Origin of the sequence: Entomohabitans teleogrylli, assembly GCF_001484765.1 — a bacterium.
Classification (GTDB): domain Bacteria; phylum Pseudomonadota; class Gammaproteobacteria; order Enterobacterales; family Enterobacteriaceae; genus Entomohabitans; species Entomohabitans teleogrylli.
Genome location: NZ_KQ947378.1, coordinates 119,204 through 133,253 on the forward strand (window position 1 = coordinate 119,204; position 14,050 = coordinate 133,253).

Consider the following 14,050-nt stretch of genomic DNA (forward strand, 5'->3'; position numbering starts at 1 on the left):
CTTTTCCCGGGAATGTGCAGGTGAATTCACACTATCCGGCGCAACTGGTACTGCTGACTGGGGATTTTCCATATAATTATTCAAAAATACCTTCCATGGTACTTTTATGATAAAGTCAAATGCGAATATTTTTGAACAAAAGCGGTATTTCGTTACTGTTGGATTTCTGTTGTTTGTTATTCTCCTTGGCTGCGGGTATTTTTTCTTAAGAGTATTTTTCTTAACCTCTTCCGATGCCGGGCGCATGCGTCTGGAAATGTATAAGGCGACGCTGTATTCAACCATTGAACAATATAATTATTTACCCTTCCTGCTGTCCCAGGATCGCCTGATTCATAATAATGTTATTTTCCCGAATAACGACTCCCTGGCGACATTGAATGTGCGCCTTGAAAAATTCAATAAAGAACTACGTACCGCGGCGCTGTTCATTCTGGACCCTAAGGGGAAGGCGGTGGCTTCCAGCAACTGGCAGGAAGAAGGGAGTTATGTAGGTCAGGATTATAGTTTTCGTCCCTATTACACTCAGGCCATGGCGGGCCGGTTGGGGAAGTTTTACGGTATTGGCAGTACGACGTTGCGCCCGGGTTTTTTCCTGTCATTTCGCATTGAGCATCAGGGGCGTATTGCTGGTGTGATGGTGGTGAAAATCAGTCTTAATGATATTGAAAGCGCCTGGTCTGAAGGGCCGGATAATATCTATGTTTCTGATGAGCATGGTGTTATATTTTTAAGTGTTAATCCGCAGTGGCGGATAAAATCGTTATATGCGCTGCCGCCTCCGGTTCTGGAGAAATTCGTAAAAACCAGACAGTATAATATCAGCGCTATGGAAGTGGTGAAGCATTACCCCTGTTTTGATTTTTATGCCTTTAGGTTATTTAATCTTGATAAGACACAAAGCTGTTTATTTCCCCGCTATTACCGGCAAAAGCTGACGATCCCGGAATTTAACTGGGAAATTGCCTCGGTCTCGTCAATGAAAAATGTCTATCTGGTGATCGGCATTGCTGGTGCGGTGATTCTGATCGCCTACCTGTTTTTATTGATGCTATTTAAATATCTGCGGGTGCGGATACGGGCGCAAAATCTCCTGGAGAAAAATAACGAGTACCTGGAAAGGGAGGTCAGCGCCAGAACCCGGGCGCTGAAAGGCATTAACCAGAAATTGATTCAGGAGATGAAGGAGCGCATTGAGGCCGAGCGTACTTTGCAGCATACGCGCAGCGAACTGGCCGAATCCAGCAAGCTGGCGGCGCTGGGGCAGATGGCCACGGAACTGGCTCATGAGCAGAACCAGCCGCTGGCGGCGGTCCATGCCCTGACCGATAACGCGCGCAAAATGCTGGAACGCCATATGTATTCTGAGGTCGATCAGAACCTGCGCTATATCATTTCGGTCATTGAGCGTATGACCCAGAACATCTCGGAAATGAAGGCCTTCGCCAGTCGTCACCGGGTGCCGAAGGGCAACGCCAATGTTGTCAAAGCGCTGTATAACGCAGTGGCGCTGTTGAACCACAATCTGGAGAAAAACCGCGTGGAGCGGCGCATCAATATTTCGTCATCGTCGCTGATGGTGGGCTGCGATGGGCTGGGGCTGGAACAGATCTTCAGTAACCTGATCATTAACGCTATTGATGCGATGGAGAACCAGCCGCTCAAACGTCTGGATATCGCGGTCCGCGAACACGGCGGTCAGGTGATTGTCGCCATTAAAGACAGTGGTCCCGGGGTATCGCCGGAGGTTCTGGGGCGCATCTTCGAGCCGTTTTTTACCACCAAACGCCGGGGCATGGGGCTTGGGCTGGCGATTGTCAGCGAAATTGTTACCAGTTCGCATGGAACTATCAGCGCGGATAACCACCCGGACGGCGGTACGGTATTCACGCTGGTGTGGGATGAATGGAGAGAGCAAGATGAACCAGCATCTTCCTGATATAAAAATTATTTATGTTGAAGACAGTGATGATGTGCGCTTTGCCTGCGAACAGACGATGGCGCTGGCGGGATATCAGGTTATTGCGCTGACCAACGCGGAACAGGGGCTACAGGCCATTGAGAGAGAGCCCTATGCCATTGTCGTCACCGATATTCGCCTGCCCGGATTATCGGGGCTGGATCTCATGAAGCACGCCCGGGAGCGGGACAGCGATCTGCCGGTGATTCTGATAACCGGCCATGGCGATGTGGAAATGGCCGTCGAGGCGATGCGCAACGGCGCCTATGATTTTATTGAAAAACCGTGCAGCTCGGAAAAATTGCTCGAAGTAGTGGGGCGCGCCGTGGAAAAGCGACGTCTGGTGGTCGAGAATCGCCTGCTCAAGAACACGCTACAGCAGGAGAAGGGACCGCTACTGATTGGCCGCAGCCCGGTGATGAACGCGCTGCGCGACATGCTGATGCGTATTTCCGGCACTGGCGCCGATGTGTTGATTCACGGCGAAACCGGGAGCGGTAAAGAGGTGGTGGCCAGGGCCCTGCATCACTGGAACAATGCCACCCGCGGTCATTTTGTGGCGCTGAATTGCGCCGGCCTGCCAGAGAGTCTGTTTGAAAGCGAGATATTCGGCCATGAGCAGGGCGCATTTACCGGCGCCGTAAAGCGGCGTATTGGCAAGTTCGAGCATGCCGATGGCGGTACTCTGTTCCTTGACGAAATTGAGGGGATGTCGCTGGCGATGCAGGCCAAGCTGCTGCGGGTATTGCAGGAGCGCACCATTGAGCGGCTGGGCGCTAACCAACTGATCCCGGTAAATTGCCGGGTGGTGGCGGCAACCAAAGTTGACTTACTGAAGCTGTGCGAGCAGGGCAGCTTCCGGCTCGATCTGTACTACCGTCTGAATGTGGTGACGCTGCGCATTCCGCCGCTGCGCGAGCGCCGCGAAGATATTCCCGAGTTGTTTTACTGGTTCGCCAGCCAGGCGGCGCAAAATTACCATCAGCCGCTGCCGGAGATCTCGCCGATACTGCTGGCGTGGCTGCAGGCCCAGAACTGGCCGGGCAACGTCCGGGAACTGAAACACACCGCCGAGCGTTTTGTGCTGGGGCTTCTGAGCGCGCCGCAGTCGGTTGCCATCAATCAGCAGGAAGAGTGCGGCCTGAACGCCTGTATTGATGCTTTCGAGAAGAAGCTGATTGAGGATATGCTGCGCCAGACCGGCGGCCAGGTCAGCCTGACGGCGCGGCAGCTGATGCTGCCGCGGAAAACATTGTACGACAAACTTAACAAGCACCAGATCAATCCGCAGGTATTTCGTACTGCGGAGTCGACCAGTTAAGCGTTGGCCGTCAGGGGAACCTGTAAATCGATTCCCTTGCCGGCGTAGCGCTCGGTGATCCACTGCCAGAGCGCAGGCGGCAGCGTGATACTGGCGCTGTGGGCCGCGCGCATCGCTGCTTCCGGCATACCGGGGTAAATCACATGATCGATCCCCGGTTGCGGTTTGGTCTGCAGTAAATAGTCAATAAAATCATTCACTTTATCCTGAGACTGCGCTTTGCCGCAGAATCGGCTGGGATCGACCAGCAGGGCGAACAGATGGTTGTGGGCTGAGCCGTTGGCGCTGTGATCCTGGGCAATGGTATCCCCGCCGGAAAGCACGCCAGCCATCAGCTCAATCATTAACGCCAGGCCGAAGCCTTTATGGCCGCCAAACGGCAGCAGGGCGCCGGCGCTGTTGGCGAACAGTACCGCCGGGTCGTCGCTCGGATTACCGCCGGCATCAATGACCTGGCCCGGCGCGACGCGTTGCCCCTGCTGCGCAAGGATCCGCGCTTTGTTGAGCGCCATGCTGCTGGTGGCGAAATCCACCAATACCGCCGGGCGCCCGGCGTCCACCGGCCAGGCAAAGCAGAATGGATTAGTGGTCAGGCGCGCCTCCGCCCCGCCCCACGGCGCCACCAGCGCCGGCCGTCCGGTGACGTTGCTGACGGCGAACAGGCTCAGTCCGGCGTCCGTAGCCATCTGCCCGTAATGACCCAGGCGCCCCAGGTGATGGGCGTGGCACAGGGTCATCAGACAATATCCTTCGTTTCTGACTTTGCTGATGGCCGCGCGCATCGCCACTTTGGTGGCGTGCTGGCCAAAACCGTTATGGGCGTGAAAGCGCAGCAGGCCGGCGCTTTCGGTCAACAGCTCCGGACGCGCATTAGGGGTGACATCCCGCCGGGCAATGTTGTCGAGATACTTGGGTAACAGCGAGACGCCGTGACTGCTGTAGCCGTGTCTGTCAGCCTCGATCATATGTTCCGCAACATCCTGAGCGATATCCGGTTCACACCCGCTCAGTTCCAGCAGGCCAGCAGTTAACCAACGAATTTTCTCAATAGCGATTTCCATCTGATTTATCTCCTGTTACATCAGACCCAGTACTTTCCACCAGGTGGAGGCGAAGAGCAGCAGCATCAGGTAGCCGGCGATGGTCAACACCACCCCAATGCGCGTGAACTGGCGTGGGGTGAAGGTGTCAGTCCCCAGGCACACCATGTTCTGCGGCGCGTTAATCGGCAAAATAAAGCCAAAGCTGACGGTGAATGCCAGCAGGATAGTCATGCCGGCCGGGTTGACGCCGGCGCTTTCCGGCAGGCTAATCAGCAGGCTTATCAGGATCGGCAGCAGGGCGGCGGTTAACGCGGTGGCGCTGGCGAACCCGAGGTGAATAATGATCAGAAACGCCGCCAGGATAGCGAAGATAGTGAAGGCGGAGAGGGACTCGAGGCCGAACCCTTTCACCACGTAGTTCGCCATCCAGGTCGCCGCCTGAGTATCCAGTAGCGTGGAGCCGAGGCTAATCCCGATGCCGAACATCAGCAGCGTTCCCCACTGGACGCGTTTTTCCACGTCTTTCCACTGCATTACACCAATACCCGGCAGCAGCATAATCGCCAGACCGGCGAGGGTAACTGAGGTGGTATCAATACTGTGCAGTTTGCCGCCCGTGGCCCAGAAGAACAGCAGCAGCAGAGAAATGACAATCAGGCGTTTTTCCTTTGCGGTGGTGGGACCGAGATCGGCGAGGGATTTCTTAATCGCATCGGTTCCCCCTTCGACGGTTTCGGTTTCCGGCGGCAGTAATTTGCGCGCCAGGAAGTAGAGGATCACTGACATGGCGAGACTCCACGGCGCCCCGGCCAGCAGCCAGTCCAGCCAACTGATAGCGTGCTCGGCGCCGAGGGTTTTATGAATAAAGCCCATGGACAGCAGGTTTTGTGCGGCGGAGGTCTGAATGCCGACGTTCCAGATACTGGTCGCCTGAGCAATGACAATCATCATTGAGGCGGCCATGCGCGAATGTTTGTCCACTTTAAACGCGGCGATCACGCCCATCATGATTGGCACCACACAGGCGGTGCGCGCGGTAGCGCTGGGCACCACCAGACTCAGAACGATGGTTACCACGATAGCGCCGATCAAAATACTGCGGCTACTGGCGCCGATTTTCGACATGGTGAACAGCGCGATACGCCGGTCGAGACCGGTGACGGTCATGGCGGCGGCGATAAACATCGCGGCAGCCACCAGGGCGAGCGCCGAGTTCGAAAAACCGGACAGGGTCATTTTCAGCGCTTTGGTGGTGCCCAGCAGGGCATCCGGGTTCTGGATATCCGGAGCGAATCCGACCAGGAAGATGATCAGCGCCGAAATGGCGATGGCGCTGGCGGTGTAGTCCATCGCCTCGCTAATCCAGACGATAATGGCGAACACCAGGATGGCTATCATGTTTTTTCCGGCGACCGGCAGGTCCGGGCCAAAGGGGAGAAACATGATGATGATGGCGGCAAGCGCGGCAATCCATAGCCCGGGGTGGGGTATGGCCCATTTTTTATCCGGCATGTTGGATGAAATACTGGACATAGTGACCTCGTTAATCGGAAAGAAATAGTCGTTCTCCTTATTGCAGGGGGTGTGCCAGGTATTTGTTTATTTTAATTTATTGATTTTTAAATCTTTATTTTGAATGGGCACATAAAAATTGAGTGGATTTCCGCACAGTGAAAAAAAAGTGCGCCGTCTGGCGCACAGGGAAATGAGGGAGGGAGTCGGGGAAGCTCGTCCTGCGGTATCGCTTTACATGAGCGCTGTTCGGGCATCGGCCAGGAGCAAGCAAAATCAGCGCTACCACACCAGTAGCGTGGCGTTGCTGGCGGTAGCGCTCCCCCTGTGGGATATGGAGTTTATGAATAGGGCGCCAGTGATATTATGGGTGATATCAATCGACGTCTGGTTATCCCGCCGATGACTGTAGAACGGCTCAAATACGTCCGGATGCCTGCACGTTTAAACCCCGTTCTGGTTGCCGGATGACAACAAATATGTGCTGATGGCCCATGAAGCCGCAACAGTCCCGGTTAACGTGTGACAAACTAAATTTTGCGCCGCTGGCGCTCATCGCATGATGATTAAAGGCGCGCTTAATTTCATGTCTGGTGGGATTTAAGTATCAACAACCTGAGACTTTGCCAGACATGCCAGGCAGCGAAGAAGAGTTGTGGCGGTTTGATTTAAAAGGGACTCAGCGTCTGCACTGAGCCCCTTTTCGGTGATATTGATTGCGCTGGCGCCCGCTCAGCGCTTACTTCCCGGCTAATACCTCGGCCAGCGTATTGCCAATCTGCGCCGGATTGCGGGTCCAGGCGATGCCGGCACGCTCAAAGGCGCGGAATTTGTCCTCTGCGCTGCCGCTGCCGCCGGAGATGATCGCGCCGGCGTGGCCCATCCGCTTACCCTTCGGCGCCGTGACGCCGGCAATGTAACCGACCACCGGTTTACTCATTTCATGGCGAATAAATTCCGCCGCCTGTTCTTCGGCGTTGCCGCCGATTTCGCCGATCATAATGACGGCATCGGTGTCCGGGTCGTCTTCAAACAGCTGTAGCGCATCAATGAAGTTAGTCCCGGGAATCGGGTCGCCGCCGATGCCGATGCAGGTAGACTGACCCATGCCGAGGGCGGTGGTTTGCGCCACCGCTTCATAGGTCAGGGTACCGGAGCGCGAGACGATGCCGATGCGCCCGGGGAGATGGATATCGCCAGGCATAATGCCAATTTTGCAGGCGCCCGGCGTGATAATTCCCGGGCAATTCGGCCCAATCAGCCGCACGTCGGGATGGCTGTCCAGCAGGCGCCTGGCGCGCAGCATATCCAGCGTCGGCACCCCTTCGGTAATCACCACGATCAGCTTCACGCCGGCCTCAACGGCTTCGACAATTGAGTCAAACACGAACGGCGCCGGCACATAAATCACGCTGGCATCGGCGTCGGTGACCGCCATTGCGGCTTTCATACTGTTAAAGACCGGCCTGTCGAGATGGCGCTGTCCGCCCTTGCCCGGCGTCACGCCGCCGACGATCCGCGTGCCGTAAGCGATGGCCTGCTCAGAGTGGAATGTCCCGTTTTTACCGGTGAATCCCTGAACCAGAACGCGCGTCTGTTGGTTAACTAAAATACTCATGCCACCTCCTGATTCAGTTGTTCAATAATGAGCCGGGCCGCTTCATCCAGTGAACTGGCGGCTTTTACCTGTAGACCGCTGTTGGCCAGCAACTGCTGGCCGGTGGCGGCATGGTTGCCGGACAGCCGCACCACCACCGGTACCGTCACGCGCTCCTGTTCAAGGGCGTGAATAATCGCGTTGGCGATCATGTCGCAGCGCACGATGCCGCCAAAAATATTTACCAGGATGCCTTTGACCCGGGCGTCGGAACAGATTAGCCGGAAAGCTTCAGTGACCCGCTGCTGGGTCGCGCCGCCGCCGACGTCAAGGAAGTTTGCCGGCTCGGCGCCGTAGAGTTTGATGATGTCCATGGTGGCCATCGCCAGTCCGGCGCCGTTTACCATGCAGCCGATATCGCCGTCCAGAGAGACGTAATTAAGATCCAGCGCCGCCGCCTGGCGTTCCCGGGGATCTTCCTGGGTTTCATCGCGCAGCGCATCCAGATCCGGATGGCGGTACAGGGCGTTATCGTCGAGTGAAACCTTGGCGTCGGCGCACATCAGGTCGCCGTTTTCGCGGATCACCAGCGGGTTAATCTCCAGTAGAGCGAAATCGCAGGCGTGGAATGCCTGCCAGGCGTCTTCCACCAACTGGCTGAAAGCGGGCCATTGCGCTTTTTCCAGCTGGAGTACGCTCAGCAATTCACGGATATGACACGGCTGTACGCCGGTCAACGGATCGACATGTACTTTACCGATTTTCTCTGGCGTTTCCCGCGCCACCTGTTCGATTTCCACCCCCCCTTCCGGGCTGACAATAATGGTGGTTCTCTGGCTTTCGCGATCCACCACCATGCCGAAATAGAGCTCCTGGCGTACCGGATAGATATTCTCTCCCACCAGCACTCCGCTCACGTACTGCCCCTGTGGGCCGCTCTGGTAGGTGACAAGATGTCTGCCGATAAGCCCGGCGGCAAAGCGCTGTGCTTCCTGCGCATCGCTAAAAACTTTGACGCCGCCGGCTTTACCGCGGCCGCCGGCGTGAATTTGCGCTTTGACGACCGCGCCTTTCCCGCCGTGGGCAACCTGTTGCCATGCCTGAGTCAACTGGCTGGCGTCGCTGATGAAGACTTCCCGCGGAACCGGAAGGCCCGCTCTGGCAAGCAGGCCTTTGGCCTGATACTCATGAAGATTCATTCCTGTTTCTCCTCGTGAATGATTTTTAGCCGTGGATGGCCCGTTTATCTGCCGCCAGCGCGGCTTCATGCAGCACTTCACTGAGCGTCGGGTGGGCATGCATGGTGAGCGAGAGATCTTCCGCCGACGCCTGGAACGCCATAGCCATGGTGACCTCATTGATCAGTTCGGAAGCCTGCGGGCCGACAATGGCGGCGCCGACCAGCCTGTCGGTCTGCTCCTGGACATACAGGGTACAGCGGCCGGTATCCCGACCCAGCGCCAGCGCCCGGCCATTCCCGCCGAACGGCGCACTGCCTTTTTTGACGCCGGCCAGCGCCTGGGTAACGCCTACCCAGGCGACTTCCGGGTCGGTATAAATCACGGAGGGGATGGCGGAGAGATCGACCGGCGCCACCGGCTGCCCGGCAATGGCATCGGCCACCTGAATACCTTCATGCATGGCTTTATGCGCCAGCATCGGGCCGCGCACCAGATCGCCAATCGCCCATAGCCCCGGCTGCCCGGTACGGCACAGCTCATCCACGGCGATACCGCCGCGCGCGTCTTTGGTTATCCCCAGCGCTTCGATGTCGAGCCTGTCGCTGTTGGGCACCCGCCCGACGGCGACGATCAGTTTATCGACCGTGGTTTGCTGCGCTTGTTCGCTTTGCTGCCAGTGGAGGACCAGGGTTTTGCCGCGCTTTTCGACGCGTTCCAGGGTGACGCCAAATTCCATGGTCAGGCCGCTGGCAGTCAGCGCTTTGCGGACTTCGCTGGCCAGGCGTTTTTCCAGCGCCGGCAGGAAGGTGTCGGCCATCTCCAGCAGTGTGACCTGCGCGCCCAGCCGCTGCCAGACAGAACCCAGCTCCAGGCCGATGACGCCGGCGCCGATCACGCCGAGCCGCGCCGGGCAACTGGTGAGCGCCAGCGCGCCGGCATTATCGAGAATAGTGACGTTATCGACCGTCACTCCCGGCAGCGCGCGCGGCCGGGAGCCCATCGCCAGCACGACATGGCGGGCCTGCAGGGTTTGCGACGCCTGGTGCTGGCTGAGGGAAAGCTGCCAGATGCCATCCAGGCAGCGCAGCGGCGTGGCGCATCCGTGGAAAAACGCGATGCGGTTACGTTCAAACAGCAGGCGGATACCCTGGGTGAGACGGGTCACGATGGCGTTTTTGCGCGCCATCATCGCCGGAACATCCAGCGTGGCGCCGCTGACGCTGATACCGTGGGCAGCTCCTTCGTGCTGTAGCGCGTGATACAGCTCAGAGGACTGGAGCAGCGCTTTGGAAGGGATACAGCCTACGTTCAGGCAGGTGCCGCCGGGGGAGGGTTCCCCCTGAGGTCCGGCGTAATCGTCAATGCAGGCGACCTTCAGCCCATGCTGCGCGGCGCGAATCGCCGCGACATAGCCTCCGGGGCCGGCGCCGATGACCGCCACATCGTAAAGGGTGCTCATGGTGATTTCCTTTTAAATTTCCAGTAAAAAACGTTCCGGCGCTTCCAGCAGGCGGCGGACCAGTACCAGCGCCTGTACCGCTTCCTGTCCGTCAATAATGCGATGGTCATAACTCAGGGCCAGATACATCATGGGCCGTACGACAATGGCATCGTTTTCCACCACTGCGCGCGGGGTAATCGCGTGCATGCCGAGAATGGCGGACTGCGGCGGGTTAATGATCGGCGTGGACATCATCGAGCCGAAGGTGCCGCCGTTGGTGATCGAAAATGTTCCGCCCTGCAGGGCTTCAAGGGGCAGTTTGCCGGCGCGGGCCAGGACGGCGTAATCGGCGATCTGGCGTTCAATATCGGCGATCGACATCCGCTGTGCGTCGCGCAGTACCGGTACTACCAGACCCCGGGGGCTACTGACGGCGATGCCGATGTCGCAGTAGTCGTGCCAGACAATCTCTTGCCCCTCGACGCTGGCGTTGAGAATCGGATATTCGCTCAGCGCGTAAGCGGCCGCTTTGACAAAGAACGACATAAAGCCGAGTTTTACGCCGTGTTTTTCGCCAAAAGGCGCTTTCCAGCGCTGGCGCAGATCCATCACCGGCTGCATATTCACTTCGTTGAAGGTGGTCAGAATGGCGTTTTCCCGCTGCGAGGCGAGTAATCGCTCCGCCACCCGGGCGCGCAGCCGGGACATCGGTTCACGGCGTATGCCGCGGGGCTGGGCGTCTGCCGCGATGAACGATGCCGGCGCGCTGGCGGCGGCGGGGATTTTTGCCGCGGCGGCGCGCGCGACATCTTCTTTTAATACCCGCCCTCCGCTACCGCTGCCGGCTACCTGTTCCGGGGCGATCCCCTGGCGCAGCCCCTCCTGACGCGCCGCCGGCATCACCGGCGGCGCTACCATTTCCGGGGTCAATGACGCAGACGCCGCGGCGGGTCCGGTACAGTCAGGCGCGGCGGTAGCGGCCTGGGGCTGGAGATGGGCCAACAGTTGCCCGGAGGTCACCGTGGTCTCTTCCGGGCAGATGATGGCGCTGAGGATGCCGTCCTGGGGGGCGGGGATTTCGAGGATCACTTTGTCGGTTTCCAGCTCCGCCAGGACTTCGTCGCGCTGTACCGCCTCTCCGGGCTGTTTACACCAGCGCGACAGGGTACCTTCGGCAACGGATTCGGGGAGTTGGGGGGCGGTAATTTCGATCATTGTTCTGCTCCTGCAGTGACTTTTTTCTCCACTTCCTGGAGGACCGGGGCAAATGCCTCGTTGAGGAAGTCGGTAATTTGCTGACGGTGAACGGCGCCATAGCCGGTGGCTGGCGCGGCGGCGGCGGGGCGGCCCGCATAGCGCCAGCGTGCGCCTGGCGTGAGGGCGACGAGCTGGTGGTGAATCTGTCGCCAGGCGCCCTGATTTTCCGGCTCTTCCTGGAGCCATACCCAATGGCGGCAGCGGTTCAGCGGCGCCAGCAGGGCGGAGAGGGCCTCGTCCGGGAACGGATATAGCTGTTCAAGGCGGATAATCGCCACCTTCTCTTCCAGACCGCGCTGCTGGCGAGCTTCCAGCGCGTCGTAGTAGACCTGGCCGCTGCACAGGATGACCTGTTGAATCTGTGCGGGCGGCTGGCTGAGCGGATCGCCAATCACCGGGCGGAAAGTGTCGTCGGTGAAACGGGTCAGATCGCTCATCGCGGCTTTGGCGCGCAGCAGGCGCTTACTCATCAGGATAATCAGCGGCTTGCGCATCGGGCGCATCACCTGGCCGCGCAGCAGATGGAACATCTGGCTGGATTCACTGGGCATCACCACCTGCATGTTGTTTTCTGCGCATAGCTGTAGCCAGCGCTCCGGGCGCGCCGATGAGTGTTCCGGTCCCTGCCCGTCGTAACCGTGGGGCAACATAACGGTCAGGCCGCTGTAGCGCTGCCATTTGGTTTCGCCGGAGCAGATGAACTGGTCGATAGCGACCTGGGCGCCGTTAGCGAAATCGCCAAACTGGGCTTCCCAGATGGTCAGAGCGTCCGGCGCGCTGGTGGAATAACCATATTCATACGCCAGCAGCGCTTCTTCATTGAGCACCGAATCAATCACCTCAAAGGTCGCCTGGCGGGGGCTGATATGCTGCAACGGGATATAACTGGCGGCCTGTTGTTGATGGTGTAGTACCGCGTGACGATGGCTGAAGGTACCGCGCCCGGCGTCCTCGCCGGAGAGACGAACCCGGTGGCCTTCTTCGACCAGCGAGGCCCAGGCCAGCGCCTCCGCCATGCCCCAGTCGACGGGCTGTTCGCCGCGGGACATCGCCCTGCGCTGCGTCAACTGGCGTGCGACGGTGGGGTGAACCGCGAATTCAGAGGGGACGCCGGACAGCGCCTCGCCCCAGCCGGCGATCCGTTCACGGGATACCTGGGTGCCGGTAATCGGGCTCCAGCTACTTTGATCGACCGCGCGCCAGTCGCTGCTCCAGCGGTGTCCTGACGCCTGCGGGTGGTTTTCCACTTCCGGGTTGTCCAGCCACTGGCGGGTTTGCTCCACCATTGCTGCGGCAGATGCTTCGGTCAGCACTCCCTGGCGGACCAGTTTGTCAGCATAGCGGCTGCGCACGCCGGGGTGGCTGTCGACGGCCTGATACATCTGCGGCTGGGTGAGGCGGGGTTCATCGCTTTCGTTATGACCATGCTTACGGAAACAGACCAGGTCGATAGCGATATCTTTGTGGAAGGTCTGGCGCCACTCTGCCGCCAGACTCATCGCCTGGCACACCGCGTCCACATCGTCGCCATTGACGTGCAGCACCGGCATACCGGCGCCCTTTGCGATATCGGTACAGTAGCGGGATGAGCGCATATCCTGCGGGTGGGAGGTGGTGAAGCCGACCTGGTTGTTAATCACCAGATGCACTGTACCGCCGGTGGCATAGCCGCGAGTGGCGGACAGGGCGAAGGTGGTCTGGTTGACGCCCAGGCCCCCCAGCGCCGAGTCGCCGTGAATCAGTAGTGCGGCAACCTGCTGGCGATGGCTATCGCTGCGCCGGTCCTGGCGGGCGCGCACCTGCCCCTGGACTACCGGGTTGACTATCTCCAGGTGTGAGGGGTTACAGGCCAGCGACAGGTGCATTGTGCCGTGGGCCGTTTCAATATTTCTCGCATAGCCAAGGTGGTATTTAACATCCCCGGAGCCGGACAGCCGCGGCTGTTTGCCTTCAAATTCAGCGCACAGCAGGGCAGGCGATTTGCCCATGACGTTAACCAGGACATTCAGACGACCACGGTGCGCCATACCCATTACCAGCTCTTCCACGCCCTGGCGGCTTAACTGGTCGATCAGCGCATGAATAGCCGGAATGGCGCTTTCGCCACCTTCCAGTGAAAAACGCTTTTGCCCGACATAACGGGTATGCAGGTAGCGTTCAAGGGTTTCGGCGCGGGTGAGCTGTTCAAGACGCGCCAGTTTTTGTGTCGGGGCGACATCGGCGGGGGCCGGCTGCTCTATGCGGCTCAGCAGCCAGTCAATTTCCCGGGCATCTTCCAGATGCATGATTTCGTAACCGGTCGTGCCGCACCAGGCGGTTTGGTACAGAGAAAGCGCCTGGGTCAGCGGCATGCTGGCCTGCCGGGCGCCAAACGTGACATAAAAGCTCTGCTGCATATCCGCCGCTTCCAGGCCCCAGCTATGCGGATCCAGCTCGCGGACTGGTGGCTGAGGCTGTAGCCCAAGGGGATCGAGACGGGCATGCAGATGGCCTTTATCACGTATTGCCCGGGTAAGCAGGGTCACCGCAATCTGTTTTTTCAGCGCGGCGCCGGAAGGAGGCGCTTGCGTCGCGGCTGCGCTGGCAAGGGAACTGGCGTTTTCTGTTTGCGAAATGAGTTGTTGCCAGTCTTCCGGGAGTTGTTCCGGGGAATCCAGCCACAACTGGTATTGTTGATCGAGAAAGCCGGCGTTTTCTCCGTTAAATAGCGCCGCAGTATACAGAGAGGGTAATTCCAT

Annotated in this window: 9 protein-coding genes; 2 read left to right on the forward strand and 7 right to left on the reverse strand. The window is 58.8% G+C overall.

Features of this window, described 5'->3' with window-relative positions:
- Positions 1-106 precede the first annotated feature (106 nt).
- Together AQ981_RS06145 and AQ981_RS06150 are read left to right on the forward strand one after the other, a co-directional pair.
- Positions 107-1,939: an ATP-binding protein gene (locus AQ981_RS06145; RefSeq protein ID WP_082683152.1), complete on the forward strand. Its 1,833-nt coding sequence runs from the start codon at positions 107-109 to the stop codon at positions 1,937-1,939.
- Entirely contained in the window at positions 1,920-3,281 is a 1,362-nt protein-coding gene (locus AQ981_RS06150) for a sigma-54-dependent transcriptional regulator (protein WP_058910879.1), read from the forward strand. The genes AQ981_RS06145 and AQ981_RS06150 overlap by 20 nt, the downstream gene beginning before the upstream one ends.
- Here AQ981_RS06150 and AQ981_RS06155 read toward each other — a convergent pair.
- The 7 genes from AQ981_RS06155 to AQ981_RS06190 form a co-directional block, all read right to left on the reverse strand.
- The gene (locus AQ981_RS06155; protein ID WP_058910880.1) at positions 3,278-4,342 is read right to left on the reverse strand and encodes an Ldh family oxidoreductase; all 1,065 of its coding nucleotides are present in this window, start codon (positions 4,340-4,342) and stop codon (positions 3,278-3,280) included. The two genes, AQ981_RS06150 and AQ981_RS06155, sit on opposite strands and share 4 nt — an antisense overlap.
- 15 nt (positions 4,343-4,357) lie before the next feature.
- Positions 4,358-5,857, reverse strand: coding sequence for a DASS family sodium-coupled anion symporter (locus AQ981_RS06160; protein ID WP_082683153.1), 1,500 nt, complete (start codon positions 5,855-5,857; stop codon positions 4,358-4,360).
- Positions 5,858-6,575: 718 nt separating this feature from the next.
- Positions 6,576-7,454, reverse strand: coding sequence for a succinate--CoA ligase subunit alpha (gene sucD, locus AQ981_RS06170; protein WP_058910882.1), 879 nt, complete (start codon positions 7,452-7,454; stop codon positions 6,576-6,578).
- A complete protein-coding gene (sucC, locus tag AQ981_RS06175) occupies positions 7,451-8,632 on the reverse strand; it encodes an ADP-forming succinate--CoA ligase subunit beta (RefSeq protein WP_058910883.1) in 1,182 nt (393 codons plus the stop codon). The genes sucD and sucC overlap by 4 nt, the downstream gene beginning before the upstream one ends.
- Positions 8,633-8,657: 25 nt before the next feature.
- Positions 8,658-10,073, reverse strand: a complete 1,416-nt coding sequence (gene lpdA, locus AQ981_RS06180; protein ID WP_058910884.1) for a dihydrolipoyl dehydrogenase — start codon at positions 10,071-10,073, stop codon at positions 8,658-8,660.
- Positions 10,074-10,085: 12 nt separating this feature from the next.
- Positions 10,086-11,270, reverse strand: coding sequence for a 2-oxoglutarate dehydrogenase complex dihydrolipoyllysine-residue succinyltransferase (odhB, locus tag AQ981_RS06185; protein WP_058910885.1), 1,185 nt, complete (start codon positions 11,268-11,270; stop codon positions 10,086-10,088).
- Entirely contained in the window at positions 11,267-14,050 is a 2,784-nt protein-coding gene (locus AQ981_RS06190) for a 2-oxoglutarate dehydrogenase E1 component (RefSeq protein ID WP_058910886.1), read from the reverse strand. Before AQ981_RS06190 ends, odhB begins: the two co-directional genes overlap by 4 nt.